Source organism: Vibrio sp. 947 (assembly GCF_033339115.1).
In the GTDB taxonomy this organism is placed as follows: Bacteria; Pseudomonadota; Gammaproteobacteria; order Enterobacterales; family Vibrionaceae; genus Vibrio; species Vibrio alginolyticus.
Genome location: NZ_JAWOTX010000003.1, coordinates 152,230 through 178,958 on the forward strand (window position 1 = coordinate 152,230; position 26,729 = coordinate 178,958).

At 43.9% G+C, this 26,729-nt stretch carries 24 protein-coding genes; 9 read left to right on the forward strand and 15 right to left on the reverse strand.

Translation table 11 applies throughout. From position 1 onward, the window contains the following. The first annotated feature begins 234 nt into the window (after positions 1-234). On the forward strand, positions 235-1,215 hold the full coding sequence (gene cra / locus R7Q39_RS05085; RefSeq protein ID WP_062730994.1) for a catabolite repressor/activator: 981 nt from the start codon (positions 235-237) through the stop codon (positions 1,213-1,215). A gap of 17 nt (positions 1,216-1,232) precedes the next feature. On the opposite strand, the gene R7Q39_RS05090 is transcribed toward cra, so the two are convergent. Continuing rightward, positions 1,233-2,186 carry an endonuclease/exonuclease/phosphatase family protein gene (locus tag R7Q39_RS05090; protein WP_318075841.1) on the reverse strand — a complete coding sequence of 318 codons (954 nt, stop codon included), beginning with the start codon at positions 2,184-2,186 and terminating at the stop codon, positions 1,233-1,235. 226 nt (positions 2,187-2,412) lie between these two features. Between R7Q39_RS05090 and R7Q39_RS05095 the strand changes: the two genes are divergently transcribed. Next, positions 2,413-2,946, forward strand: a complete 534-nt coding sequence (locus R7Q39_RS05095) for an RNA-binding S4 domain-containing protein (protein ID WP_005376400.1) — start codon at positions 2,413-2,415, stop codon at positions 2,944-2,946. Between the two features lie 106 nt (positions 2,947-3,052). Here R7Q39_RS05095 and R7Q39_RS05100 read toward each other — a convergent pair whose 3' ends face one another. From R7Q39_RS05100 to R7Q39_RS05130, 7 genes are all read right to left on the reverse strand, one after another. Beyond that, the gene (locus R7Q39_RS05100) at positions 3,053-3,871 is read right to left on the reverse strand and encodes an EAL domain-containing protein (protein ID WP_318075843.1); all 819 of its coding nucleotides are present in this window, start codon (positions 3,869-3,871) and stop codon (positions 3,053-3,055) included. Positions 3,872-3,963: 92 nt separating this feature from the next. Further along, positions 3,964-4,884: an amino acid ABC transporter permease gene (locus R7Q39_RS05105; protein WP_318075844.1), complete on the reverse strand. Its 921-nt coding sequence runs from the start codon at positions 4,882-4,884 to the stop codon at positions 3,964-3,966. An 81-nt stretch (positions 4,885-4,965) separates the two neighbouring features. Further along, entirely contained in the window at positions 4,966-5,784 is an 819-nt protein-coding gene (locus R7Q39_RS05110; protein WP_086047417.1) for a transporter substrate-binding domain-containing protein, read from the reverse strand. Positions 5,785-5,793: 9 nt separating this feature from the next. Beyond that, on the reverse strand, positions 5,794-6,591 hold the full coding sequence (locus R7Q39_RS05115) for an amino acid ABC transporter permease (protein WP_005376396.1): 798 nt from the start codon (positions 6,589-6,591) through the stop codon (positions 5,794-5,796). Next, positions 6,591-7,325: an amino acid ABC transporter ATP-binding protein gene (locus R7Q39_RS05120; RefSeq protein WP_213967989.1), complete on the reverse strand. Its 735-nt coding sequence runs from the start codon at positions 7,323-7,325 to the stop codon at positions 6,591-6,593. Before R7Q39_RS05120 ends, R7Q39_RS05115 begins: the two co-directional genes overlap by 1 nt. A 162-nt stretch (positions 7,326-7,487) precedes the next feature. Beyond that, complete coding sequence (locus R7Q39_RS05125; protein WP_005376394.1) at positions 7,488-8,144, reverse strand: lysoplasmalogenase; 657 nt, start codon at positions 8,142-8,144, stop codon at positions 7,488-7,490. 294 nt (positions 8,145-8,438) lie between these two features. Then, a complete protein-coding gene (locus tag R7Q39_RS05130) occupies positions 8,439-9,587 on the reverse strand; it encodes an iron-containing alcohol dehydrogenase (protein ID WP_005386076.1) in 1,149 nt (382 codons plus the stop codon). A gap of 206 nt (positions 9,588-9,793) precedes the next feature. Here R7Q39_RS05130 and R7Q39_RS05135 point away from each other — a divergent pair, with 206 nt between their 5' ends. Both R7Q39_RS05135 and R7Q39_RS05140 read left to right on the forward strand, forming a co-directional pair. Continuing rightward, positions 9,794-10,675 (forward strand): AraC family transcriptional regulator, encoded by an 882-nt coding sequence (locus R7Q39_RS05135; RefSeq protein ID WP_033906538.1) that lies wholly within the window; start codon positions 9,794-9,796, stop codon positions 10,673-10,675. Between the two features lie 277 nt (positions 10,676-10,952). Beyond that, entirely contained in the window at positions 10,953-14,114 is a 3,162-nt protein-coding gene (locus R7Q39_RS05140; RefSeq protein WP_318075845.1) for a chitinase C-terminal domain-containing protein, read from the forward strand. A gap of 97 nt (positions 14,115-14,211) precedes the next feature. Here the strand turns inward: R7Q39_RS05140 and glgC are convergent, their stop codons facing one another. From glgC to R7Q39_RS05160, 4 genes are all read right to left on the reverse strand, one after another. Then, a complete protein-coding gene (gene glgC, locus R7Q39_RS05145) occupies positions 14,212-15,429 on the reverse strand; it encodes a glucose-1-phosphate adenylyltransferase (protein WP_006742254.1) in 1,218 nt (405 codons plus the stop codon). A gap of 541 nt (positions 15,430-15,970) precedes the next feature. Further along, a complete protein-coding gene (locus tag R7Q39_RS05150) occupies positions 15,971-17,719 on the reverse strand; it encodes a formate--tetrahydrofolate ligase (RefSeq protein ID WP_054730044.1) in 1,749 nt (582 codons plus the stop codon). Between the two features lie 236 nt (positions 17,720-17,955). Beyond that, entirely contained in the window at positions 17,956-19,260 is a 1,305-nt protein-coding gene (locus R7Q39_RS05155; RefSeq protein ID WP_005376376.1) for an inosine/guanosine kinase, read from the reverse strand. 233 nt (positions 19,261-19,493) lie between these two features. After that, positions 19,494-19,964, reverse strand: a complete 471-nt coding sequence (locus R7Q39_RS05160; RefSeq protein ID WP_005397614.1) for a CreA family protein — start codon at positions 19,962-19,964, stop codon at positions 19,494-19,496. A 145-nt stretch (positions 19,965-20,109) separates the two neighbouring features. Here R7Q39_RS05160 and R7Q39_RS05165 point away from each other — a divergent pair, with 145 nt between their 5' ends. After that, positions 20,110-20,619, forward strand: a complete 510-nt coding sequence (locus tag R7Q39_RS05165) for a flavodoxin (RefSeq protein WP_213965241.1) — start codon at positions 20,110-20,112, stop codon at positions 20,617-20,619. Positions 20,620-20,814: 195 nt separating this feature from the next. Further along, positions 20,815-21,483 carry an HAD-IA family hydrolase gene (locus R7Q39_RS05170; protein WP_047103569.1) on the forward strand — a complete coding sequence of 223 codons (669 nt, stop codon included), beginning with the start codon at positions 20,815-20,817 and terminating at the stop codon, positions 21,481-21,483. A gap of 4 nt (positions 21,484-21,487) precedes the next feature. On the opposite strand, the gene R7Q39_RS05175 is transcribed toward R7Q39_RS05170, so the two are convergent. Together R7Q39_RS05175 and R7Q39_RS05180 are read right to left on the reverse strand one after the other, a co-directional pair. Continuing rightward, positions 21,488-21,712 carry a hypothetical protein gene (locus R7Q39_RS05175; protein WP_318075846.1) on the reverse strand — a complete coding sequence of 75 codons (225 nt, stop codon included), beginning with the start codon at positions 21,710-21,712 and terminating at the stop codon, positions 21,488-21,490. Between the two features lie 210 nt (positions 21,713-21,922). Next, positions 21,923-23,353 (reverse strand): methyl-accepting chemotaxis protein, encoded by a 1,431-nt coding sequence (locus R7Q39_RS05180; protein ID WP_213967991.1) that lies wholly within the window; start codon positions 23,351-23,353, stop codon positions 21,923-21,925. 314 nt (positions 23,354-23,667) lie between these two features. On the opposite strand from R7Q39_RS05180, the gene R7Q39_RS05185 reads away from it, so the two are divergent. From R7Q39_RS05185 to R7Q39_RS05195, 3 genes are all read left to right on the forward strand, one after another. Beyond that, positions 23,668-23,841: a hypothetical protein gene (locus R7Q39_RS05185; protein ID WP_005376381.1), complete on the forward strand. Its 174-nt coding sequence runs from the start codon at positions 23,668-23,670 to the stop codon at positions 23,839-23,841. A gap of 81 nt (positions 23,842-23,922) precedes the next feature. Continuing rightward, complete coding sequence (locus R7Q39_RS05190) at positions 23,923-24,525, forward strand: ACP phosphodiesterase (RefSeq protein WP_053303599.1); 603 nt, start codon at positions 23,923-23,925, stop codon at positions 24,523-24,525. A gap of 67 nt (positions 24,526-24,592) precedes the next feature. Beyond that, positions 24,593-25,852 carry a DEAD/DEAH box helicase gene (locus R7Q39_RS05195; protein ID WP_318075847.1) on the forward strand — a complete coding sequence of 420 codons (1,260 nt, stop codon included), beginning with the start codon at positions 24,593-24,595 and terminating at the stop codon, positions 25,850-25,852. Between the two features lie 27 nt (positions 25,853-25,879). On the opposite strand, the gene R7Q39_RS05200 is transcribed toward R7Q39_RS05195, so the two are convergent. After that, positions 25,880-26,668, reverse strand: coding sequence for an EAL domain-containing protein (locus tag R7Q39_RS05200; protein WP_017820946.1), 789 nt, complete (start codon positions 26,666-26,668; stop codon positions 25,880-25,882). Between the last annotated feature and the right edge of the window lie 61 nt (positions 26,669-26,729).

Genomic DNA, 26,729 nt, shown 5'->3' on the forward strand with positions numbered 1-26,729 from the left:
TAAAAGACTCAGAAAAACTGTTTTAAAAACTGACGTTAACAAACGAGCCTTTGCCGCTGTCCTATAGCCTAGCTCACAAATTGGTTTGTTGCGTGTTCGGGTGATTTACGTCAATTTTTAAGTTTTGCTGAATCCTTTCAGCTTTTATACTGAATCGGTTCAGCTTATAATTCAACTTATCGAAAGATCGTTGATGTATTAATATGATCGCGCGCACAGAATAAGGTTTAGAATATGACACTGGATGAAATAGCCAAATTAGCGGGTGTTTCTAAGACAACTGCAAGCTATGTGATTAACGGAAAAGCGCAGAAATACCGCATCAGCGAGAAGACTCAGAAAAAGGTGATGGCCGTTGTAGAAGAGTACAATTATAAGCCAGATCATGCGGCGTCTTCCTTGCGGGCAGGTAATTCACGCTCATTTGGGCTTATCATCCCAGACTTAGAGAACACCAGTTATGCGCGTCTTGCAAAGCTGATAGAGCAAAACTCTCGGAAAGCGGGGTACCAAATTTTGATTGGCTGCTCTGATGATGATCCTGATACAGAGCAAAAGGTGGCGGAAGCATTAGTCAGTCGTCGTATTGATGCGTTGTTTGTGGCAAGTGGTATGCCCACTGCAAACGAGTATTATCTTAAGTTGCAAAATTCTGGTACGCCAGTTATCGCGCTAGACCGTCCAATGGATGATGAGCACTTTTGTTGTGTCATCAGCGAAGATTTTGATGCCGCACTTGAACTCACTCAGTCAGTACTGTCAGAGGATATTAAGTCCATTGGCTTAATCGGTGCATTGCAAGATCTTCAAGTCTCAAAAGAGCGTGAGCTTGGTTTTCTATCTGCTTCTCAACAAGGTGGTAAAACGGCAACAGTGGGTTATGGACAACACTTCTCCCGGGAAGAAGGCAAGAAAGTCTTAGAGAGATGGTTAACAGAGAACGCATTGCCAGATGCCATTGTTACAACGTCATACACACTGTTAGAAGGTGTGTTGGATGTAATGCTAGAAAAACCAGAACTGATGGGAAAGGTGCGTTTAGCGACATTTGGTGATAATCGACTGCTGGACTTTTTGCCTGTGAAAATCAACTCTTTGCCTCAACAGTTTGAGTTGATCGCGGACAGCGCAATGGAGTTAGCACTCAATGCTTCCGCCAAGCGTTACAAGCCTGGCGTAGAACTTATCCCGCGTAAAATTGTGAAACGTCACTAAGTAACTAAATAGGTTGCTCAAAGCTTTACTTCAGCCGTCAGTGCCACAAATGCGTGGTCGCTGGCGTTTTTATCTCTGTCATAAATCGGGTTGATCAGATGTTGGTTAGACACCTGATAGTCAACAACCTCGGCAACCGATATATCTGATAAGGTGTCAAACTCTTGTGAGAGCAAGATATAGTCGAGTACATTCCCAGTGGAAAAATGATAGTGCGTGGCTGGGCGTTCATCCTTCAGGGTGTCACTTTGCAATAACCAACCATCTTTGAGTTGTAATTCAGTGACGCTGTCACCAGTATTGGATACCAATGTGCTGTTAACGCTGATAGGAGTGATAGGCTGATTCATATCGCCCATTAACACTGTCGGCATTGGTTCTTTTCGATACCTCTTTTGCATCGCGTCTCTTAACATCGCTGCTTCCCAGCCTCTTTGCTGGGTGGATAACCAGCGCCCAATAATCGTGCTAGACGTTTCTGGTTGTTCTGAGTCGGCCGGGCGTTGAGATTTCAGGTGCGTTACGTAAACGGCGATATGACCAAGTACAGGATGTATTACTTGGGCATAGATGGGTTTGCGACTGAACTCTGGAGCAACACTTACTCCAAAAGGTTCAAGCGTTGCTAAGTCAAACTCTACCGCTTGTACTTTTTCTATTGGAAACCGAGATGCGATTGCCACAACAGGGCTTGAGTAAATGTACTCATCCTCAACATGTGGAGTGTCAACGGTCGCAAAGTAGGGGTAGCCGATGGTTGAAAAGAATGCCTGGGTCTTCTCGATACTGAATACTTCTTGTAAGCCAATCACGTCGCCTTCCAGTTTTTCAACTTGACGTTGCGTCCACGAAAGTTTGTCTCGCCATTGCTCTAACGAGTATATGTTCTCGAAATCATAGTAGGCGTTAGGCGGTGCGACAAAATTAAACAAGTTCGCAGTGACAAAGGTAATTATACTTGGTTGAGACAAAGTATTCGCTCTTTTCAACAATAACTTAGAGAGTATATACCTTCAGGTTGCGTAATTGCATCTTCGTTTGAGCTACGCATCGGTATACAAGCTAACAAGCGACAAGTTAAATGGGTTAAGAGGTGCTCAAACGCCAAGGCGAATCGGTGATTGAACATCGGCAGAGGTTTCTATTTTTAAGCATTGCGTTTAAACTTCAGGGCATCAAATAGTAAGAGTAAGTAACATGACCCAAGATTACGACCACGAAGAGTATTTAGAAGGCGAAGAGATTGAGATCGAAGCGATTGGCATCGATGTTGATGCGCATCCAATCGAACTGTACAAGCTTTTTAAAATCGCAAACTTGGTCAGCGGTGGCGGCGAAGCAAAACATATCATCGAGGAAGGCTACGTTGCGGTGAATGGTGAACTAGAAACACGTAAGCGCCGCAAGATGTATGATGGTGACTTTTTTGAGTTTAACCAGGAATATTATGTTGTGGTTTGCGATGCGCCAGTAACCGAACCTGAAACGGCAGAGCAAAAAGCAGAAAAGAAAGCGAAAAAAGAAGCACAGTCTTCTCGTAAAGATAAGTCTCGTCAAAGTAAGTCACCTAAAGCCTCTGGGCCTAAATCAACAGGCCGTAAAGCGGCACATAAAGAGCGTAAAGCGCAGAAAGAAGCGTTGTCTCAGTCTGCTAAGAAAGGCAAAAAAGAAGACAAACCGCAAGCCACTCGTGATCCGAAGAGCGGACGTAATTCTATTGATTTTTTCTAGGGAAATGAACGCTTAACTAAATAAGTGACATCTGAGTAAAACTAAAAAGCGCCGAGCATATTATATCGGCGCTTTTTTGGTTTCACTGTGCTGTAAGTGGGCAGTGTTAATGCACTGTCGTCTCGATGTTTAGGCTATCTGTCCAGTGATGAATGGCGCAAGGCTTTCCTAAGTAAAAGCCTTGGTAATAATCCAAATTAAGTTGATACATAGCTTGTAGCTGCACGTCTTCTTCAACCCCTTCTATAATGACTTTTGCTCCCATATGATACGCTAGATCAACGGCGCTATGTATGGAAAAGGTTTCTCCGGCGCAGTAGTCTAGCAAATAGGAACGATCGATTTTGATGATGTCAGGGCAGAGCTGCTGAACACGTGCGATATCAGAATGTTGGGCGCCAAAATCATCGATAGCAAAGATAAAACCATTCGCTTTCATTAACTGTACTGCTTTGATTAATAAATCCGTATCTCCGCATGACTCTTCGACTACTTCAAAAACTACGTCTGTTGGGCTCATACCAAGTTCGGAAAGGCGTTTGTAAAGCAGGCCGTTATCTTTAAAGCCCATGTCTTTGGTTAGTGTGAGTAGCGTTTGAGGCATGACGTTAAGAAACAGTTTGATCGGCGTCCCCGCGAAATCGCGTGCAAAATTTCGAATGTGCATTGCTCTGGACAAAAACTCTACACATAAGCGAAAGTAGGGATCAAGGCCATTATTGGCCAGAAACACGTCAGGACGAATTAGGGAACCATCAATGCCACGAATACGCAGTAAGGCTTCCATACCAATAATACGTTGACGTCTATCAAAAATTGGCTGATAAACACTGTGAAAAGTGAATTGATTGAGAACTACGTAATATTCACCAAGATTATCTTGTTTTATGTATCGCTCGTAGTCGGATTGATTCTTTAACTCCATGAAAAACGCCGAAAATTTAGCATCTTGTCAATGTAACAGGGTGCAATTCTGATTTGAAGAATCAAATGTGCCTAATTACATATGCGGTTGAGTTAATTTGAAATGGCTTCCGATTTTGCTTCAATATGGCGAAAAATAAGTGACAGACCAAAACAAATTAAGAAGTAAGCAAGGCCGACAATCAACCAAATTTCAAATATATACCCTGATGAATTTGCCATCTCTGTCCCAACAAACGTCATTTCTTGTATCGAAATCAGTGAAACAATAGAGGTGTCTTTCACCAAAGAGATGGTTTGACCGGCAAGTGCAGGTGTGATTGATTTAAGCACCTGTGGCGCGATAACAAATCGGTATTTCACCCATCGAGACAAGCCCAATGAGTCAGCCGCTTCCCACTGACCTTGGTCGATACTTTGTAAACCACCGCGCACAACTTCTGCAATGTAGGCAGAAGAGAGTAAGCCGACACATAACACGCCAGAGGCAAGGTTTTCCCAAAGGTTCGAAGGCCCAAACAGAAAGTGCTGTAGCGCATTTGGTTCGCCGTTGTAGTTTCGTAGAAGATCTTCCAAACCAAGTAACGGGATCAATTGGTTAGAAATGAAAAAGTAGAAAATAAAAACAAATACCAACGGAGGGATGTTTCTCACTAACTGGATAAACGCATTGGCAGGTGTGCGCAACCAAACGGAACGAGAGAAGCGTCCTAAGCCTAACAAAGTGCCAAACACTAATGCGAAGCTGATGCCCCAAATACTGAGCCTTAACGTCGAAATCAAACCTTGGAAGAAGTAGGGCAAACTACCATCTGCTCTAGGCGTGAAAAGTAATTCAAGCGCCTCTTTCCACTGCCACAAATAATGCACACCAACAGCGGACCGATGGTACAGCCAAACACCACCGATACCGCACATAACAAGTAGTACCCAGTCTAGTGTGTTTAATTGCGGTAAAAGGTAGCCTGTGCTGGATTTCGCGGGTGCTGTGCGAGTGGTAGTGTGTTCGCCCAAAAATTTGACTCCGATAAGTTATGGAAAAGTAAAATGAATGATTGGAGAGTATAGGCTCGCGGCGTCCACGAGCCATTAAGATTACTGGCCTTGCGCGACTTGATCTTGCCAATCTAATGTCGAGAACCAGTATTCATAACGTTGTTTTAACCATCCATCTTGGGTTCTTGCTTCAATCCATTTATTGAAAAAGGCCTTTTTATCTTCTTCCCCCAAACGAACTGCAAAGGCTTCGTTACCTTGTGATAGTCGCTCAGAGAATGGAAGGAATAGTTTGTCGCTGTGTTTCACTGTCTCATGTTCTGGTTTTGGGCTAGAAGCAATGACCGCGTGGGCGTTACCATTCAGCACCTCTTGGAACGCTTGTGCGTCGTCATCGAATTGCAGGATCTTCGCTTTCGGGAAGGTTTCTCTGGCTACTTGAACGGTGAATGCGCCGCGACGAGCCGCAATTTTTACGCGTCGTGAATCAAAATCCGAAAATTCGCTAAAACCAGAGGCGAGTTCTTTGTTTGCTGCTACTTGAACGCCTGAGTGCGAGTAGGGCTCAGTAAACAAGACGCTTTTGGAGCGTTCAGGCGTAACAGACATGCCACCAATGATCACGTCGAACTTTTTCGCCAGTAGTGCGGGAATAATGCCATCCCACGCAGTTGGTACGAATTCCACTTTCAAACCTGAATCTTGTGCTAAGCGTTTGGCAACATCGATTTCAAAACCGATTAACTCACCTTGCTTGTTACGCATTGCCCAAGGTACAAATGTTGACATACCAACTCGCAAAGTGCCTCGTTCTTTGATTTGATCTACATTGGGTGTGGCAACATCTTCTTTCGCGATTGTAGGCATAGCGATGGCTAGCCCTAATAATGCAGTAATGGTCGCTTTGAATAACTTCATGTTATCTCCTTATAATTTGCGCCAACTGGCTCCGAGTTTGTGTTCTAGCCATGCAGACAAGCCAGAAAGTGACAGAGTGAGAGCAAGATAAATTGCTGCCACGGTAAACCAAATTTCAAACGGCATCGCCGTCTCTGAGACGATGTTGCGTGCCTGTGTTGTTAGATCAAAAATCGCCATCACGCTTACAATGGAAGAGTTTTTGATCAAAGAAACCACTTCATTGGTTAATGGCGGTAATGTGCGCTGTAAAACCTGAGGCAAAATTACGTCTTTGTAGGTGTAAAACGGTGATAGTCCGAGAGTTTGTGCTGCTTCGAATTGCCCTTTAGGAATACTGTTTAAACCTGCACGGAATATTTCCGCGGTGTAGGCACCTTGGAAAAGGGATAATGCCAAAACGGCGGTGCTGAATCGGTCCAAACCAATCACGGGGCCAAACACGAAGTAGAGTAAATAGATTTGCACCAACAACGGCGTGTTACGTATTACTTCGACATAAGTGGTACCAATAACATTGCCGACTTTCGAATCGCTAAGCCTTAGTAACGCGGTGACCAACCCCAACACTAAGGTAAAAAATAGACTAATAGCAGAGATGTTAAGCGTGACCAATAGCCCATCAATAAGTTCTGCCGGCCACCATTCGCCATCTTCATAAAAAGCGATGTAATCAGGTACGCGCTCCCATTGCCATTGATAGCCCATAGCGTCGGCACCAGAGTCCAACACCCACACAATCGCTATGAAGAGGAGCGTCATTTGCAGTAAAGCTTGAAGGACAGGTTTGATTACGCGAACTATCATCAGTAACTTAAAATTTGGTTCAAAAATGCTTGGGTGCGTGGATGCTGTGGTGTCTCAAATAAGGCGACTGGAGAGTTCATTTCCAAGATTTGGCCTTCATCCATAAATACCACGCGGTTCGCTACTTTTTTGGCAAATCCCATTTCATGCGTGACGCAAATCATCGTCATTCCGCTTTGAGCCAGCTCAACCATGACATCCAACACTTCGTTGATCATTTCCGGATCAAGCGCTGAAGTTGGCTCGTCAAACAGGAGTAAATCCGGTTCCATACACAAGGAGCGGGCAATCGCGACGCGTTGCTGCTGACCGCCAGAAAGCTGGATAGGATACTTACTCGCTTGCTCTTCAATATTGACTCGCTTTAGGTAATGTTTTGCGCGTTTTTCAGCTTCTTGTTTTGATAATTTGAGTGTGCGAATCGGCGCTAAGGTGAGGTTTTCCAGTACAGTCAAGTGAGGAAAAAGGTGAAAGTGTTGGAACACCATGCCGATTTTACCGGGCTTGAGAGATTTTGCGTGAGAAGGCTGGTCGAACACATGAAGCTGGCCTTCTTGAATCGATTCAAGATGGTTGATGCAACGAATGAGCGTTGATTTTCCGGAACCTGAAGGGCCACACACCACGATGATCTCGCCAGAATGCACGGAGAAGTTGATGTCTTTTAGAGCGTGGTAATCGCCATACCACTTATTTACGTCGCTAAACTCAACGACGGGAGTATTCTCTTTCAAAGGGGCACGCTATAACGGAAAAATATCCTTTTACAATAGCAAGTTGTGCGCGTAATTTCATTAAGAATAAGCTAATGTTTAGGCGATGATTTTAAGACTCTATTCAGATCGCTTACAAGAGACATCCATGTTTCTTTAATGTTGGTGCAGTCTAGAGTATGACTAACTCAGTTCAACGAGATACGGATAACGAACAACAATCGCAACAACAGACATAACCATTAGTGTCTGTGCAGAATAGTAGGTCACCATGACAACTTGTCGTGAAAATATTGACCGTCCTCCAAAGCGTTCGAAAGCCAATACGATGCCAGAGATAATAAAGATAAAGCTTCCGAGCACTGCAAAGGAGGAGGATTGTGTTTTCCCACTCAAATAATACTCGATCGAAGCCCAGCACATAGTCATCAGTACCAATATATAACTGGCAACTGGCCGTTTCTCTTTACCGAGATCCGGTCGGAACAACCAGTAGACGCATATACCGAGTCCGAACAAGGCAATTGGGAGCCAAGGTGTAAAATGCCACGCTGACATGATGGCAAAACCATAACTATAGGAGAGATGGGCAGAGCAAAAGAGCACTAATCCTGTAATGAACTTGTCTCTAGGGAGCATTAATAACACGTCACCAAGCAACGAGAGCGATAAGCCAATCAAAATCCAATGCGCATATGGCATTGGGTAAGCCGGGGACTGAATTAAAATACCAAGCATACAGAGCACTGGTAATGGTTTAGAAACGTAAAAGAGCCATTTAGAGCCTTTACGGATACTGATGATATGTATGAATGCTAATACGACAACAACTAGCCACATAAAGTGTTTTCTCGAACAGACAAAATTATGTAGTACATCACTACAACAAATCAAAACTTAATTAACGAGTTAACTCGTTCTTTGATCTCAATTATTTTTATTTGTGTAAAGCTGGACAGTTGTCTCTTTACTAACCAACACGGCCGATTTTTTGTCTGGAGGGAATCGTTGTTTTTAGAAGCCTCCTCGTTTTGAACGTGATGTGGCTTACAAAATAGCATAAAAAAACGGTATTGTGACTGTTAAGTCACAATACCGTTAAACCCTAGGAAGGGCAGTGAAGAATTGTTGCAGTTATGAGACAGCTAACTCTAAGATTTCTCGGCTACGTTCAAGTGTGATCGCCTGGTTTTCACCTAAAACAGTCATGCCGTGTTTGTTTAGTTGATCAATGATGGCATCGATAGCTTGTTCACGGCTCTCACCATAGTTTTCGAGCTTAGTTGCGACATCAAGTTGATGATAAAACGCTTCGATAGATTCGATTGTGCGCTCTGCTAAATCCTCACCTGCTTCAAGACCAAATACGTTGCGACCCATTTGTTCTAACTTAGGGCGCTTAAACTGCATTTGGTTACGAAGTAACGACGGTTGGACAATTGCAAGAGAACGCGCATGATCAACGCCCCATAGAGCCGTTAATTCATGGCCGATCATATGTGTTGCCCAGTCTTGTGGAACGCCACTACCAATTAACCCATTCAATGCTTGGTTAGCAGACCACATTAAGTTTGCGCGCCACATATCGTCGTCTCGTTCCGCAAACTGTTCTCCGAGTGTTTTTAAAGTTTTCAGCAGTGTTTCTGCGTAACCATCTTGAACCATTGCACCGGTAGGAAGCGTCAAGTATTGCTCACATACGTGCACCCATGCGTCAACAATGCCGTTGATAAGCTGGCGTTCTGGCAGTGTTTTCATTACATCTGGGTCTAACACGGCAAATTTTGGCTGCACTGCTGGAGACATGAACGGAAGTTTGTCTTGAGTTTCTTTTTTAGTGATAACTGCGCCCATGTTTGACTCTGAGCCTGTTGCTGGCAATGTCAAAATTGCAGCTAGAGGCGTCGCTTCAGTGACTTGGTGCTTACCAATCATGATATCCCAACCATCACCATCATACTTTGATGCCGCTGCTACGTATTTGGAGCCATCGATGACTGAACCACCACCTACCGCTAAAATAAAGTCAACGCCATGCTCTTTTACCATTGCGACTGCTTTATCGAGTGTTTCTTTGGTTGGGTTTGGTTCAACACCTGAAAACTCTAGCCATTCATGTCCCTCAAGAGCTTCTGCTACTTGGTCGTACACGCCATTTTTTTTGATGGAGCCACCACCGTATACCACTAAAACTTTTTGGTCGGATGGGATAGCTTCTTTGATTGCTGCGATTTGTTTTTGACCAAAGAAAATCTTGGTTGGGTTTACATAAGAAAAGTTCATTATTAGCCCTCTTGCTTCCAGTGAAGGAGATTGAATACATGCATATTAGTCCTGATTAACGATGGTTAACAGGTCGATTTCTGCAAATAATTTGCCTATTTCTACAAAATTAATGCTTTTGAGCTAGAAAGTTAAAGTCGAGAGGAAGTATAGTGCTCGAAACGATAATAGAGACCAAACTCGTTGGTCATTGATGGAGCGCTCTAATGCACACTCTCGCAGATATCATGCAGCAATATGTTGAAAAGCAGGGGCTGCATGACCTAGAAGGTATGAAGAAAACAGCGATAGATGGCGTATGGTTTTATCGCAGTAGCAAAGGGAATCATCGCCAGCCGTTTGTCTATCAGTCCGGCATCATCGTCTTGGGTCAAGGGCATAAGAACATTCATATTGGTGATACACCAGTGCAATATGGGCCCGATGATTACCTTGTTGTCGGGGTTCCCATGCCACTAGAGTGCGAAGCGTTTGCGACAAACAATGAGCCTTTACTTGGCATTTCGATAGATATTTCGCCAACGCTTCTTCATAAACTCGTTAAAAAATTAGAGGCTGAGAAATTCAGTAATAAGTGTCTGGATGCGACCCGTTGCGGCCTTAAGTCGGTACGTATGAATGAAGGTATGTTGGATGCGTGCAAGCGGTTAATGAAAGCAATGTGTGACGAGCTTGATGTTATCATGCTTGGCGAGCTGCTTCTTGAGGAAATTGTGTATCGTACTTTGGTGAGCAAAGAGGGGTATGTTTTATTTGACCTAGCACATCAAGAAGGTTCTTACGCGAGGGTCGCTAAAGCACTAAATCGCGTGCATCAAGCGTATCACGAACAGTTGAACGTACAAGCATTGGCTGAAGAAGCCAACATGAGTGTGTCTGCTTTCCATCAAGCATTTCGCAATGTCACGCTTGAATCTCCGCTGCAATATATTAAGAAAGTTCGACTTAACAAAGCGCGCGAATTGATCCAGTTAGAGGGGCGACGTGTTAATGATGCAGCGAGAATGGTCGGGTACACGAGCCCATCACAGTTTAGTCGCGAGTACAAGCGGCATTTTAATGAAACGCCAAGGTCAACAAAGGCTTAGTGATCTTTATTTCAAAATGGCGACTTTTTTTACCTTTTTTATTAATTTGCGAGTGACATATTTATTTGAGTTATAAAATTAGTTACTGGTGCCAAATAATAGGTACGTTGTTGCAATCATTTAGTGGATTGTTGCGAGGCGGTGTGGAAAACTCGTAAATAGATAGTGTGAAATTACCAACTTGTACTTAAGTTATTTTACGTCGAAATAAAAGTATAGATGCGTTTCGTTTAGCGCATTTAGTATTGTTTTAACAATAACTTAAGGAAGAGCGATTATGCACCTTAACAACGGCAACGCAGTGAAAAACGTGTTCACACTAAGCACACTCACCGCTTCTTGTCTTATGGCCTTCAATAGCTACGCAGCAGTTGACTGTGCCCCTCTAGAAACTTGGCAATCATCAAAAGTTTATAACGGTGGCGACCAAGTTCAGCATGAAGGTAATGCTTATAAAGCGCGTTACTGGACGCAAAACAATAATCCAGCGCAATCTGGTGAGTGGGGCGAGTGGGAAACACTTGGCGCTTGTGATGGCACTGGACCGGTTGATCCACCTCAGAATGAAGTCCCGACGGTTACTCTGACATCGCCTTCTGCGTCGGCTTCTGTGACTGCGGGTGATGTTGTTAACCTAGCTGCAGATGCGGCAGATACTGATGGGACTGTTAGCAAAGTAGAGTTCTTTGTTGATGGTGTATTAGTTGGTCAGGCAACGTCTGCGCCGTATGCTGCATCGTGGACAGCAACTGAAGGACAGCACGAGTTCTCTACCAAGGCCTATGACGATGCAGGTGCCGTTAGTACGGCAAGTGTTGTGACGTTAACTGTGGCATCAGCGCAACCTGGTAACGAAGCGCCGACAGTGGATGTCGCGCTTTCTGCGAGCTCTATTGACCTGGGTGGTTCCGTAACACTGACTGCAAATGCTACGGATGCGGATGGTACCGTTGCTAAAGTTGATTTTTATGTTGCAGGTGTGCTTGCTGGCACTGCTACAACAGCGCCATACACGCTGGATGTAACCCCTTCACAAGCTGGCTCATTAAGTGTTTATGCGAGAGCAACCGATGATGCTGGAGCAACAGCAGATTCTGCAATTGCGACGTTAACAGTAAACGGCGGCGCAGTGACATCTAATTGTCGTCCTGATGGTCTTTATCAAACAACGGGTGTAGATGTTCCTTACTGTTCTATTTATGATGAAGAAGGTCGTGAGAAAATGGGGGCTGATCACCCACGTCGTGTAATCGGCTACTTCACCAGTTGGCGATCAGGTGACGACCCACAAGCGACTTACCTTGTTAAAGACATTCCTTGGGAACAACTTACTCACATTAACTACGCGTTTGTGAGCATTGGTTCTGACGGCAAAGTAAACGTTGGCGACGTTAATGATCCTAACAACCCTGCTACAGGTAAAACTTGGCCAGGCGTTGAGGTAGATCCTGCTCTTGGTTTTAAAGGTCATTTTGGTGCACTAGCAACTTACAAGCAAAAACATGATGTTAAAACGCTAATCTCGATTGGTGGTTGGGCTGAAACGGGCGGTCACTTCGATACGAACGGCGATCGTGTAGCTGATGGTGGCTTCTACACCATGACGACGAATGCGGACGGTTCTATTAATCATGCTGGTATTGAGAAGTTCGCAACTTCTGCCGTTGAAATGATGCGTCAGTACAAGTTCGATGGCCTGGATATTGACTATGAATACCCGACGTCAATGGCTGGTGCTGGTAACCCTTACGACAAAGACTTCATGGAACCACGTCGTCAGTATTTATGGGCGTCTTACCAAGAGCTGATGAAAGTATTGCGTGAGAAACTTGATGCGGCATCCGCGCAAGATGGTATTCATTATATGCTGACTATCGCAGCACCATCTTCAGGTTACTTGCTACGTGGGATGGAAACCTTCGATGTAACTAAGTACCTAGACTACGTAAACATCATGTCTTACGACTTGCATGGGGCTTGGAATGATCACGTTGGTCATAACGCGGCTTTATTCGATACAGGTAAAGACTCTGAGTTAGCGCAGTGGAACGTATACGGCACTGCTGCATACGGTGGTATCGGTTACTTGAACACAGACTGGGCTTACCATTACTTCCGTGGTTCTATGCCAGCAGGTCGTATCAACATTGGTGTTCCTTACTACACCCGTGGTTGGCAAGGTGTTACTGGTGGCGAAAATGGCCTATGGGGCCGAGCGGCACTACCAAACCAAGCAGAGTGCCAACCGGGCACAGGTGAAGGTGAGAAGAACAACTGTGGTCACGGCGCTATTGGTATCGACAACATGTGGCATGATACCGACCCTAAAGGAAACGAAATGGGCGCTGGTTCTAACCCAATGTGGCATGCTAAGAACCTAGAAAACGGTATTTGGGGCTCTTACGCAGCTGCTTACGGTCTCGACCCTGTCAACGATCCTTCAGATAAGTTTGTTGGTACTTATACCCGTCATTACGATAGCGTTGCTGTGGCACCTTGGTTGTGGAACGCAGAGAAGAGCGTATTCCTATCTACGGAAGATAAAGCTTCTATCGAGGTGAAAGCCGATTACGTTATCGATAAAGAGATCGGCGGTATCATGTTCTGGGAACTAGCCGGTGATTACAACTGTTACGTACTGGATGCAAATGGTAATCGTACGGCAGTAGATGCAACTGAACAAGCTTGTGCGGCGGGTAATGGTGAATACCACATGGGTAACACTATGACCAAAGCTATCTACGACAAGTTTAAGTCTGCGACGCCTTACGGCAACAAAGTAGCGACTGGCCCAACACCAACTGAAGCAGTAGACATTACTGTTAGTGTTGGCGGCTTCAAAGTTGGCGACCAAAACTACCCAATTAACCCGAAAATCACGTTTACGAACAACACTGGTCAAGCGATCCCTGGCGGTACTGAATTCCAATTCGATATCCCAGTATCTGCACCGGACAACGCGAAAGACCAATCAGGTGGTGGTTTGAAAGTGATTGCTTCTGGACATACTCGAGCAAACAACATTGGTGGCTTAGATGGCGTAATGCACCGTGTGTCGTTCTCTCTACCAGCATGGAAAGACTTGCCAGCGGGCGGCACTTACGAGCTTGATATGGTTTACTACCTACCAATCTCTGGTCCGGCTAACTACTCAGTGATTTCTGGTGGTAAAGAGTTTGCGTTTAAGTTTGAACAGCCAGATCTACCAATTGGTGACCTAAATGCGGGCACGGGTGGTGGTACCACTGAACCAGGTACGTGTGATACGACAGGTTTAGTGACATACCCAGCTCTGCCACAAACGGATTGGGCAGGTAATCCAAGCCACGCTAACCAAGGTGATAAGATCATCCACAACGGTGTGGTTTACCAAGCGAACTGGTGGACAGCGGCTGAACCGGGTACAGATGGTAGCTGGTCAACGGTATGTAACATCTAATTATTATGGATTATTTGTTATAGCCTAATGTTTACAGGCACTTAAACAAAAGCGCACGATGACTATCGTGCGCTTTTTTGTTGTGATAGTTTGTCGTTTAATCGAATTGGTAACTTTCGGGTATGACGACAATACCTTTGTCTGAGATTTTAAATCGCTTCGCATCTTCAAGTTTGTTGATGCCAATTTGAGTATGTGGCGGAATACGAACATGTTTATCAACTATGCAGTTGACCAACTGACTTCCTTCACCAACTTCTACGTCATCAAAAATGATGGAATCGACTACCGTTGCACTATCTTGAATGCGTACATTAGAGGAAATAATGGAGTGCTGTACCGAGCCTCCGGAATTGATGACACCGGTAGCAATGATGGAGTTAATAAAAATGCCTTCATTACCCGTGGCCGACGATACAGTACGAGCTGGTGGAAACTGCGGCTCGTAAGTACGAATCGCCCAATTAGACTGATAAAGGTTCATTGGCGGCACAGGTTCTAGTAGATCCATATTCGCTTCATAGAAGGAATCAATGGTACCCACGTCGCGCCAATAGCAATCTTTATCGACGCGCCCTTTACTTCCACAGAATTGATAAGCGTAAACGGATTCGGTATCAATTAGCTTAGGTATGATGTCTTTTCCGAAGTCATGGCTTGATGAATCGAGTTTTGAGTCGTCTTCGAGTGCTTCTTTTAAAACATCCATATCAAAGATATAGATTCCCATGGAAACGAGGCTTCTGGTTTTGCTTCCTGGAAGGGTAGGTGGGCATTCTGGTTTTTCTATAAATGAAGTAACTAGCCCGTTTTCTGCGGTGCCCATTACACCGAATGCTGAAGCATCCTCTACGGGAACATCCATACAGGCAACGGTGAGCTTAGCACCTTTCTCTTTATGCTCTTCAAGCATTGCGGCGTAGTCCATTCGATAGATATGATCGCCGGATAACACAACCACATACTTTGCATCATTTCGCGATAGCAACCACATGTTGTGATAAATCGCATCGGCGGTTCCTTCATACCATGCACCACCTTTGCGCATTTGTGGTGGAACAGCAGTAATGTACTCGCCTAGCTCTGGATTGAATATCGACCAGCCGTCTCGTAAGTGTTTTTGAAGTGAATGAGATTTATATTGGGTTAAAACAAGGATCTTGCGTAAACCCGAATGTAAACAATTGGTTAGTGTGAAATCTATAATTCTATATTTTCCGCCAAAAGGTACGGCTGGCTTGGTTCTGTCATCGGTGAGTGGGCTGAGTCTAGACCCCATCCCTCCTGCTAAAATTACGGCGAGTGCGTCTTCCATAGTATTCCCTTTCCCTTTTCTGACATGCATCAAAACGGTGCTAACCTGAAGGAGGTGGTATGCAACGCAGAGGTTTTGAAAAGCATGTGCTAATGTGCTTATTAGTGAAAAGTCTACTACAAGAATCGAGCCATAGAATATCTCCTTAAAAATCAAGGAGGTTAAAATTTCACTGTAAGACAACTGCACCATATTAGTGAAGCGCTAAATAGCCCGTGCATCAAATTGGCGCAAAATTGTAGAAAGGAGAAGTCAACAAGTATGGATTTACAATGTAAAGTGGCGACAAAACAAGAAGATAAATAGGTTTTTCTAGCTTAATAACTATGGCTAAACAAGGCTTAGGGTTAGCGTCTTAACTCTAAAGGTCTAAAACAGGCGCGTTGATGTAAGGCAGGAGAGCTTTGTATCAACAATTCAAGAGTAGAAGGCCTGAGACAACTCTTTTCACAGTTGTTGAGAGTGAGTGAGTGGATAGGTAAGTAGACCACTCACTCAATGAATATGCTCACTTCACTGATAGCGATACGTTATCACTGCACTAAGAGAGACCGACGATATTTCCTTCATCATCAAGATCTAAGTTCATAAATGCGGGTTTATCAGGTAAGCCTGGCATCGTCATCACGGTACCAGATAATGCATAAACGAATCCTGCGCCCGCACACAAGCGCAGCTCGCGGATTGGGACGGTAAAACCAGTTGGTGCGCCTTTGACTGCGGAGTCTGTGGTTATCGATAGTGGTGTCTTCGCGATGCAAACCGCTAAGTTGTTAAAGCCTAATTGCTCAAAATGTTTGAGCTGTTCAGTCGCGATAGGAGTCATTTCTATATTGGTTGCTCCATAGCCCGCTTCACATACTGCCATGAGCTTTTCGAGTAATGATTGCTCTTTGTTGTATAACGGACAAAACTCTACAGGCGTGGTACACGCATCAATAACATGTTGAGCTAGTTCCGTTGCGCCTTGTCCGCCTTGCGAAAAAGCGGTGCTGATGGCTACTTTAACTTCGGGATTAAATTGGTGAATCAGCTCTTCAAGAGCTTTAAGCTCTTTCACACAATCTTGTGGAAACTGGTTAATGGCAACGACAGCAGGTAAACCGTATTTATGAACGTTATTTATGTGCCATTTTAAATTTTCAAACCCAGCCTCCAATGCTGCTTGGTCCGGATTAAAAATGGAATCTGGAATAGCCATACCTGGGCGTAAATCGTAGTGTCCAGAATTCGCTTTGAGGCCGCGTAATGTTGCTACGATCACTACACAGTCCGGGGCTTTGTTGGCGGCAGCAGCTTTAATGTTACACGCTTTCTCAAATCCCATATCCGAACCAAAACCGGCTTCAGTTACCGTGTAACCTGACAGTTTTAGCGCAATATCGTCCGCGATAATGGATGAATTTCCATGGGCGATGTTTGCAAATGGACCTGCATGGATCAACGTAGGAACACCTTCTAGAGTTTGCATCAGTGTTGGTGCAATCGCCTCTTTTAGTGTTACTGCCATTGCTCCTGCAACTTGTAGATCTTCCGTAGTGACGGGGTTTCCGTTCAAATCGTACGCTACGACAATTTTCCCAATACGTTGACGTAAATCTTTTAAATCTTTGGCTAGTGCAATTATAGCCATTAACTCGGAAGCAGCTGAAATATCGAACCCTTCGTCACGCTCGAAACCATTGATGGTTTTTCCTGCATCATTGAGGCCAATTTTGACTTTACGTAGTGCACGATCATTATGGTCCATCACTCGTTTCCAAGTAATACTTGCCGTGTCGATTTTAAGTGCTCTTAACCCGGTGCGTGATTCAAAGGCATCATAACCCTCGCGTTGCTCATGGAACAAGCGAGCGTCAAGAGCGGCTGAAGCAAGGTTGTGCGCCGCTGTCACTGCGTGAATGTCACCAGTAAGGTGTAAGTTTAACTCTTCCATTGGAGCTACTTGAGAATAACCGCCGCCCGCTGCGCCACCTTTAATACCGAAGACGGGTCCCATCGAAGGTTGCCTTATACATGCAATAACAGATTGATTAAGCTTTGCTAAACCTTGCGCCAGGCCTATCGTCGTAACGGTTTTTCCTTCGCCAAGAGGAGTCGGCGTGATCGCAGTGACGAGTACAAGTTTACCGTCATCATTTGCTTTGAGTCGTTCCAAACATTTTGGGTGGACTTTGGCTTTGTGCTTCCCGTGAGTGTCATACTCTTCGGGTGATAGTCCTACTTTTTCCGCGATAACATCAATAGAAGAAAGTGGTGTTTTTCGGCAAATTTCGATATCTGACTGCATGGAGAATCCCCAAAGTGGTACTCAGGTAGCGTTGAAAAACTACCTGAGTTATAACGAGTATTATTGTGAGGCAAAGGTCTGCTTGGTGATGGTACTGTTTCGGTTAGGCTTGTAAAGAGTTTACTGCTTCGTATTGTGCGACATACTAACAAAATCTACTCGTTACAGTGCTAGACAAAAACAAAAAGGCCACCAAATGGTGACCTTGATATATTTTCAGCTTTAAAGCTGTCGTTTTAACGATCCCAATAAGTCTCTTCTAAGCTATCTTCTCGTTCAGGAAGCGCTCGCGATAGGCGAGGAGAGTGCTGCGTCAACACTTCATAGCTTACTCGGTTTGCGTATTTACAAATCTGAGAAAGAGAGGAGTAGGTTAAGCATCGTACTTCGTGCTTTTCTGAGTTAGGCACTTCTTTTTGGTGGAAAGAGTTTGCTGCCATGTCATGCAGTAAGGCTGAAAGGGCTGCATCACCTGCACCATTAGTGTTCTTAATCTCTAATGGTCCACCAAGGTAAGGGCCGATGTGAGAGTAGACCTTCATTGGGTTTTGACAGTCTTCTTTACGCATCGCACGACTAAACTCGTACTGGTTAAAGGCTTCGAGGGAGCTTTCAAGGATGTCGTGTGTGGTTTCTCGTTTTACTTTCTCGTCGGTGTAACCAGCCATGTACAGACCATTTGGTCCTGCCGTACAAAGTACGAGATCAACCCATTCAAGTGCTTTATCAGCAGCTGCTAGCGGCTCTGTTTCACCTGTTAGCGCCGCACCTTCTTCTTCATTCATAGCGACAACAGAAATGTTTTCGCGAATGTATTCTTGCCACCACTGTGCGTTACCTTCGATAACGTACTTCGTCCCTAACGTAAGTACAACAGGGACATCGTGCTTCTTAGCAAAGTCGATCGCTCTTTGTACCGCTTTAGGCATTGGATCTTCTTCTTTACCACGCATTAGGTAAGAAGAAACAACCAGGGCTGATGCTTTCTCAAAGATCTCTTCAGGAATGCTTTCCGGAAGTAGTTGATTCATATGACCTTCGTTGATAGCAAATGTACGCTCACCGTCTTGAGAAATTAGGGTGTAGCAGCGACCAATAGGGCCATCTACCGTTTGTAAATGGTTAAGGTTCATGCGTGAAGACGTACGACAAAGGTAGCGATAAGCAAAAGAACCGACTTGAATGTTCTTAGACATCACACCGAGCAAAACGGATTTGCTGTCGGCTAAAACTGAGTAGTTGTGAAGAGTATTGCCAATAGTGTCACCTGGGTATTGGTGTGTGATCAGGCCTTGCTCAACCAGTTCTTCGTAAAGTGCATCTGCTTTGCTTTCTTCAAGAACGAGCGAATGTCCTTTACTCAGGTTGTATTTCTCTAAAAACGCGTCATCTACACGTGCTTCGATATCTACAATGGTTTGACCGACACCAACAATAGTTGGGCGATATAGCTTAGGTGCCTGTCGGATTTGGTTTACTAATGGATCTCGAGCGTGAGTTGGGAAGTAGTGTTTAGATTTACGCTGACCAGGAAACTTCATGCTTGTTCTTGAGTGAGAAAAAAAAAGAGGCGGGATTGTATCACAAAAAAATGAAAATCGTGGCGATTTATTACAAAGAAGTCAGCTCGCTGAAAAAATCAGCGAGCTGAGTAAATAGCAACCAAAGCAGCTGCAATTTATGACGCTTGTCGTATTGCAATGGGTTGTTTTTAAACTTGTTGCTCAGCAGCGCCCGGAAAGAGCCTGCTCCGCGCTAACTAAATTTACCCGCGTTACTTTTTCACTTCAGTTGGCTCAACGTAAGCCTTGGTACCCCAAAGTGGGACTGTCGAAAGGCTATGCTTAAAACTACCATCGGTCTCTTTTGTTGTATAAGACAAGTAGAGTAAGGTTTGGTTATCGGCATCATAAATACGGCGAACCTTCATTGTTTTGAAGAAAATGCTTTTTGACTTCTTAAATACAATTTCACCGGACTTACTCTTATCTATTTTTGCAATCATTTCCGGTGTGATTTCGCCAGTCTGACGACATGATATTGAGCTATCACTTGGATCTGCTAAGCTGAAATCCGCTTCGATAGAGGCGATGTGACATGTGACACCTGTTACCACCTCGTCTTTCAACTCACCGACTTTGATGTCTTTCAAAGTAAACCAACCGAGCCCCACGTCAGCAACATCGTTATCTGAACAACCAACTAGAGTAGTAGCAAGCAATGCACTTAACAGCATCTTTTTCATTATTTTTGTCCTTAACTAGGAAAGATATTGATGAAATCTATCAGAGGTTTGCACCTAAAACAAAATTTAGCCACGGAAAGGTCTATGTGCGCTAGGTTTGTTGCGGGCTTCATGCTAATGTACTGCTCTAAACGAAGGTATCAAGATGAATGAACAACAGTTAGCCAGTATCGAGCGTAAAAATACATGGCTGTATGATCTGGTCGAAGTTGAATTTCCGACACCAGAGAGTTTGAAAGGGCGCGATGTCTATTTCAAAACGCTAGAAAAAGCAACGTATCAAGTAGTCGACAAAGACACACTACTGGAAAGTGACTCTGAATTTAACCTCGACGATATTTTTCTGGTCGATTTTCATCGACTGACCATTATGTTCTCTATCTTGCAATCTCAGCGCTGGGAACAGCAGTATGATAAAGATATGATCATTGAATATCTGACACAGATTATCCTCACGCCAGATTTTGAATTATATGTTGGTTTTAAATCTGGAGTCCCAATTGGTGCTGCTATTGTTAGCCATCTCGAAGGAAATACACTCATCTCTGATGTTGCTGTTTCTGAATCAAAATACAAAAGCTCGTTTGTGGCTGATCTGGCTAAAAGACTAAGCACCGAGCAAAAACTGTTAGACTCAGTGGTTATCGAAAACTAACTTACACATCAATGTGCATAAAAAGTAAAGCAAGATGACGTTGGGTGATCTTGCTTAGAAAAACTGTAATTGCTCCCTTCTATTTCCATGAAATGCCAAGCTCGTCGTTTCAACAATCCCAAACTCAAATAAGATTAATCCAAACATTCTTAAAATCAGCTTGGGCTTGAGCCTTTAAGACGTCTGGAGATGGCTATGGCAATTACCAATATTAAGTGCGTGATATTTGACTGTGATGGTACGTTGGTCGACAGCGAAAGACTGTGTTGCCAAGCGCTCGTCAATGTATTTAACCAGCATGGGGCTGAGTTAACGATGGAAGAGTGCGTTTCTCACTTTAAAGGAGGAAAGCTCGCTGACATCCTTTTAGATACTAAAGAATTGAAAGATATCAAAGTTCCAATTGATGTTTTAGAGCCGCAATACCGAGAAGAAGTCCAGTCTCTTTTTGTGCGTCACTTACAGCCAATGGATGGCGCAAAACGATTAATTCAGTTTTTGGATTCGCATAATATCGAATATTGTGTGGCGTCTAATGGACCTAAAGATAAAATTGAATACGCTTTGGAGTTAACCGGTTTACTCGATGCTTTCCGAGGCAAAGTGTTCTCGGCATTCGATGCGAATAGTTGGAAGCCTGAGCCCGATTTAATCATGTACAGTGCTATGAGCATGGGCTTTTTACCAAGTGACTGTCTTTATATTGATGACACGCCTAAAGGAGTCGAGGCGGGACTAAACGCCGGTATCAAAACGGTGCAGTTATTTAATGGTGAAGCTATCAATCGTGTTGATGACGAGCGTGTAATTCGCATCCATCATTTAGATGAATTAAAAGAGCAGCTGTGTGGCTGCTCTGTTTGACCTATTAATGGCAAACCGGACTTAAGCTGTGGATGTGCTTAAGTTTAGACTGTAGGTAAGGCGTTTGATGTAGACATTGGATAGATGAGAAGTTTTTTGTATGAAATCCGCAAGCAGCGCATGTGAATTTCTCGCCATCCGATGAAATGAGATATTCATCTCCTTGGCAGAGTGGGCAATTCAGGTTCTCTATGTCTTTTGTGTCTTTTGTGTCTTTGTAATTATTCATATTGTTTTCCAGCAGCAAATTGGAATTGGCAAGATCAAGCATAGCGGAACGCTCTGTTTAAGAACATTATTTCATCGGGTACAGCGAGAACTTGAGATTCACTTCAAATATCCACTTGGATGTCGTAGAAAATATCGAAGGTAATAGTTGAACACGGTTTAAAGAAAAGGGCTCCCTAAGGAGCCCTTGTTGATCATAAGTTCCACAACGTTATGCGGTGCGGTAGCGTTGTAATATCTCACCAAGAGAAACGGAGGCTTGCGTGAGATTAGCGACGCCAGCGGTAGATTGCTCCGCCACTTCTCTGATTGTGCTTGATTGACTACGAATTTCTGAAAGTTCCGATGCAATATCGTTAGCAACTGCGCTTTGTTCTTCAGCAGATGTGGAAATCTGAATGCTCATGTCCATTAATGAGCGTGCTGACTCGGCAATAGAGGTAACATCATGGCCGATTTCATCAATAAGCTGGCTGCTGGTTTGAGCTTGCTGAACGGTTCGGTTGGTGATTGAAGCAATGTTCTGACTCTCTATTTGAAGCTTCTCAATCATGGCTTGGATCTCTACTGTTGCCTGTTGAGTTCTGCTTGCTAATGTACGTACTTCATCGGCAACCACTGCAAATCCACGACCTTGTTCACCAGCACGGGCTGCTTCGATTGCTGCGTTTAGTGCCAACAGGTTAGTTTGTTCTGAAATGGCGTTAATCGTTGTGATCACGTCATTAATCTGCGTCGTATTCTCGTTTAAATTGGTTACTGACGTAGAGGCTTGTTCAATATAGCTAGATAACGTCTCTATCTCGCCAATCACGTTTTGTACACGGCTTCTGCTTAGTTCGATCTTCTGGGCATCTTGGTCTGACTGCGTCGTTGCTTGTTGAGAAATACTTGATACCTCCTTTGCAGAGGCTGTCATTTCTTCCATTGCCGTCGCGACTGAATCAAGCGTTTGATATTGATGAGATATCTGGGTTTCACTCAACTGCATATCTTTTTCGAATGCAGAAGATGTCTCGCTCAACATCGTTGCATTATTTTTAACACTATTAACCAGTTCACTTAAGGTATCCATAGACTTGTCTAGCGCACAGCCGATGGTACCGAATTCATCTCGACCTGGATGGAAACCAAGGCGAGAGGTTAAGTCACCGTCACCAATTTTTTCGGTTGTTGTATATAAAACCCACAGAGCTCCTCCGATAAACGTTGCCACCCAGTAAGAGAATAGGGCAAAAGGAATACCCCATAAGAAGCTGAGTAATAGTGACGATAGAGCTGATGATTTTAACGATTCGTATTGTGTGGACACATTTTGAGTCAGCTTAATCACTTCTCCAGAATGCAACTTGGCATAAGCGGTCACAGACCCATCGACAAAAGAACTCTCGCTTACGCGGTTCGATTTCGATACGCCGTCAATTTCTGTAGCGCGGTTTGATTGAGCATCAACGATACCAGAAAGCTTCGCTTCGCTCGCCGAGATGGCTTGCTGCTCAAATTGTTGTATTTCATTGAAGTAGCGGCTTCCAGCCACTGAAGTGAGGGCTACTAAAAACAGTAGGAATATCACCCACATTTTGTCGTTGATAGACATCTTGATAAACAGCCTGTCTATCGTTCTAAACTCAACTTCTCTCATTTAAAGCTCCATTAGAGATAAAAGATATTGACCAAATCTATTGCTATATCGAAACAAAATATGCGAAGTTAATCAGCAAAATATGTAACGAATACTAAATTTAGTTTAAGAAATGAGATCTAAGGACGCCTATAACAGTATGTTATATCTTTAAATTGACATGAATGTTGATAAAAGAGTCATTTCTCTAAAGTGTTAAGCGGATATGAAACTTAATTGCAATCGTTTACTTTTGATTATGCTCATAGGTTTTTAAATCTTTACTTCTCGCTGTCATGAATGTGTCATATAAAGACTATAAAAAGGAGTTGCTGATGTGGATATGGCAAGAGTCAGGCCGTCAGCAAGTAAAAGCAAGAGAGCTTAAAATAAAGGAGGTCACAATGAGCGACCAATACCAAAACGATGAGAGCCTAGAGCTGCTAGATGCGCTTGAAATTGGCATTATCTTGTCGGAATACGTTGGCTCAGACAACGAAGCCGAATAGCGGAACACTCTCATCTCGTCGTAATTGACGTTATACTAGGTTCATGTCACACCAAGCCCTAGAGGCCAAAACTGGCGTCGAATGAACTTTCTAGCCCACCTGCATATCGCAGAACACAGTAACAGCCATTTATTGGGAAACTTGCTTGGAGACTTCGTAAAAGGAGATCCAAGCAAGCTGTATGATCGCGATATCTCAAATGGCATCAGATTACATAGATTTGTTGACCGTATTACTGACCATCATCCAATCGTCAACGAATGTAAGCCTCATTTCACTGGTGTTGCGAGACGTTTTGCACCTATCGCTTTAGATATGTTTTGGGATCATTGCCTCGCAAAACACTGGAACGACTTTCATTCCGTGTCTCTCGAACACTTTGTAAAAACGGCATACGAGAGAGTAAACCGAGAGGTTCATGAACATTTGCCGCCACGTTTTTTGGTGCTCCACAGCAGAATGTGGCATGGCCGATGGCTTCAATCCTATCAAGATCTAGACAATATAGAATTTGCACTACATCGGATGTCGCAAAGAAGTCCTAGAATGGCAGACTTAACCACAACATTTAAAGTGATTGAAAGTGATTACACCGAATTAGAAGAGAAGTTCTCGTCACTTTATCGAGATGTTTTGCGCCAGTCGTATGATTTTCAGCAACAGCTTAATGACTCAACTCAATGAGATAGAAAAGTAGTATGGCTTTAGGGGCTCTGGTAAACTCTGCGCTCCAAAAATAATGAGGTTACACATGTCTGTTAATTTTGCTGATTTAGGCATCGAACAAAAGCTAATCGAGACGCTAGGCAATCTAAATATCGTGACGCCAACACCAGTGCAAGAAAAGTCAATTCCACACGTCCTTGCAGGAAAAAACTTACTTGCTGCTGCACAAACTGGTACGGGAAAAACGGCTGCGTTTGGTTTACCTATCATACAAACCGTTCAGCAAAAGAAACTTAATGGCACACCTCGAGCATTGATTTTGGTTCCAACACGCGAGCTTGCACAGCAGGTATTTGATAATTTGAATCAGTACTCGGCAGAAACAGAACTTCGCATCGTGTGTGTTTATGGTGGTACAAGCATTGGCGTACAAAAGAGAAAGTTAGAAGAGGGCGCTGATATTTTGATTGCCACGCCAGGCCGCCTTTTGGATCACCTGTTTAATGGTAACGTAAACATCTCTAAAACCGGTATGCTCGTGTTAGACGAAGCCGACCGTATGTTAGATATGGGATTTTGGCCTGACTTGCAGCGCATCTTCCGACGTTTGCCTGCTGAGAAACAGATCCTATTGTTCTCTGCGACATTTGAGAAGCGAATCAAAACTATTGCGTATAAACTCATGGAATCGCCAGTTGAAGTCGAAGTTTCACCAGCAAATACGACTGCTGAAACGGTAACACAAATGGTTTATCCAGTGGATAAAAAACGGAAACGTGAATTGCTAGCGTACTTAATTGGCTCGCGGAATTGGCAGCAAGTGCTTGTATTTACAAAAACGAAGCAAGGCAGTGATGAGTTAGCGAAAGAGCTCAAGTTAGATGGCATCAAAGCGGTTTCTATCAACGGTGATAAATCACAGGGTGCCCGCCAAAGAGCTTTGGATGAATTTAAACAAGGTAAGGTACGTGCTTTGATTGCAACCGATGTGGCAGCACGAGGGTTAGATATTCAAGAGCTAGAACAAGTCGTGAACTTTGATATGCCATTCAAAGCAGAAGATTATGTCCATCGAATTGGCCGCACTGGAAGAGCAGGAAAGTCAGGTTTGGCGGTTTCTCTGATGAGTAGAGATGAGGAGTACTTGTTGCAAGCTATCGAGAACCTGCTTGATCAACGCTTACCCCAAGAATGGCTGGCAGGTTTCGAACCAAGTCTTGTAGAAGAAGTTGAGCCTGAACAAAATGGGGGTGGGCGTCGTCGTAGTCGTTCATCTGAGAAGCGTAAGCTAAAAGCAAAATTGGCGATTCATAAGAATCGTGGTAAATCACGTAGCTCTCGCTAAACCGCGCAAACTTTTGTTCTTACATAGTCAGGCTGTTTTTGCCTCTTCATAGACGTCTAACGTTTGGGGGATAGCAAGTAGGTACCCTTGATACATATCGAAACCGAGCTTTTTCATTAAGCGAAGTTGATGCTCGGTTTCAATTCCTTCGATAACGGTTTTAGAGCATAACGCTTTTGCGAGTGATAATGCATCGTTAAGCGCTTTAAAATCACCGTTTTCATACCTTAGCAATAAAGAGCGATCCATCTTGATTATATCTGGGCAAACGCTTCTCACTCGCTCAGTTGTCGATGCATTGACGCCATAATCGTCGATCGCCAATTTAAACCCGCCTTGGCTTAATTCACGAGCTGCTTGCGACAAAGAGAGTTCATCCTCCACCTTCAATTCAAGTAACTCCATGACGATTTGTTCATTCATCAAATGCGATTCATAAATGGTTTGTTTTAGCAGTCGGTTATACGTGATGTCTTTGACTAGTATCTCTGCCGCTACCGGTAATACATTGAGAAACAATTGTTTTGTGTGAAAGCGAGACTGAGAGAAATTTTTGATATGGATTAGGCGACTTAAGCGTTCAACATTGAGCAAATCTTGAGTGGGAGTCGCTTTGGATTGGAAAAACTGATCTGGCCTAACCATGGTGCCATTGGCATTGCTAATTCTTACCAGTGCTTCAAGGCCAACGATAGAAATATCGTTCTTATATATGGGTTGAAAGACACTGCGGAGAGTGAAGTTCGCGTATTTCGCAATATACTGCCCGTCGGCTTGTTTCCGGATGCAACTAAGTAGTTGCGAGATGCTCATCATTGTTACCACAACCTAAATCAATGTCTCAACATCAGCGTTATCGCGCTAATTTTTCTATTTC

Bases quoted from the DNA above. Each gene is read 5' to 3' on its own strand.
- R7Q39_RS05115 (WP_005376396.1), bottom strand. From the start codon at position 6,591: ATGATAGTTCGCGTAATCAAACCTGTCCTTCAAGCTTTACTGCAAATG.
- R7Q39_RS05095 (WP_005376400.1), top strand. From the start codon at position 2,413: ATGACCCAAGATTACGACCACGAAGAGTATTTAGAAGGCGAAGAGATT.
- R7Q39_RS05165 (WP_213965241.1), top strand. From the start codon at position 20,110: ATGAATGAACAACAGTTAGCCAGTATCGAGCGTAAAAATACATGGCTG.
- R7Q39_RS05170 (WP_047103569.1), top strand. From the start codon at position 20,815: ATGGCAATTACCAATATTAAGTGCGTGATATTTGACTGTGATGGTACG.
- R7Q39_RS05195 (WP_318075847.1), top strand. From the start codon at position 24,593: ATGTCTGTTAATTTTGCTGATTTAGGCATCGAACAAAAGCTAATCGAG.
- R7Q39_RS05155 (WP_005376376.1), bottom strand. From the start codon at position 19,260: ATGAAGTTTCCTGGTCAGCGTAAATCTAAACACTACTTCCCAACTCAC.
- R7Q39_RS05175 (WP_318075846.1), bottom strand. From the start codon at position 21,712: ATGAATAATTACAAAGACACAAAAGACACAAAAGACATAGAGAACCTG.
- cra (WP_062730994.1), top strand. From the start codon at position 235: ATGACACTGGATGAAATAGCCAAATTAGCGGGTGTTTCTAAGACAACT.
- R7Q39_RS05110 (WP_086047417.1), bottom strand. From the start codon at position 5,784: ATGAAGTTATTCAAAGCGACCATTACTGCATTATTAGGGCTAGCCATC.
- R7Q39_RS05190 (WP_053303599.1), top strand. From the start codon at position 23,923: ATGAACTTTCTAGCCCACCTGCATATCGCAGAACACAGTAACAGCCAT.
- R7Q39_RS05180 (WP_213967991.1), bottom strand. From the start codon at position 23,353: ATGAGAGAAGTTGAGTTTAGAACGATAGACAGGCTGTTTATCAAGATG.
- R7Q39_RS05135 (WP_033906538.1), top strand. From the start codon at position 9,794: ATGCACACTCTCGCAGATATCATGCAGCAATATGTTGAAAAGCAGGGG.
- R7Q39_RS05140 (WP_318075845.1), top strand. From the start codon at position 10,953: ATGCACCTTAACAACGGCAACGCAGTGAAAAACGTGTTCACACTAAGC.
- R7Q39_RS05200 (WP_017820946.1), bottom strand. From the start codon at position 26,668: ATGATGAGCATCTCGCAACTACTTAGTTGCATCCGGAAACAAGCCGAC.
- R7Q39_RS05185 (WP_005376381.1), top strand. From the start codon at position 23,668: ATGTGGATATGGCAAGAGTCAGGCCGTCAGCAAGTAAAAGCAAGAGAG.
- R7Q39_RS05160 (WP_005397614.1), bottom strand. From the start codon at position 19,964: ATGAAAAAGATGCTGTTAAGTGCATTGCTTGCTACTACTCTAGTTGGT.
- R7Q39_RS05130 (WP_005386076.1), bottom strand. From the start codon at position 9,587: ATGAACTTTTCTTATGTAAACCCAACCAAGATTTTCTTTGGTCAAAAA.
- R7Q39_RS05125 (WP_005376394.1), bottom strand. From the start codon at position 8,144: ATGTGGCTAGTTGTTGTCGTATTAGCATTCATACATATCATCAGTATC.
- R7Q39_RS05150 (WP_054730044.1), bottom strand. From the start codon at position 17,719: ATGCAGTCAGATATCGAAATTTGCCGAAAAACACCACTTTCTTCTATT.
- R7Q39_RS05100 (WP_318075843.1), bottom strand. From the start codon at position 3,871: ATGGAGTTAAAGAATCAATCCGACTACGAGCGATACATAAAACAAGAT.
- glgC (WP_006742254.1), bottom strand. From the start codon at position 15,429: ATGGAAGACGCACTCGCCGTAATTTTAGCAGGAGGGATGGGGTCTAGA.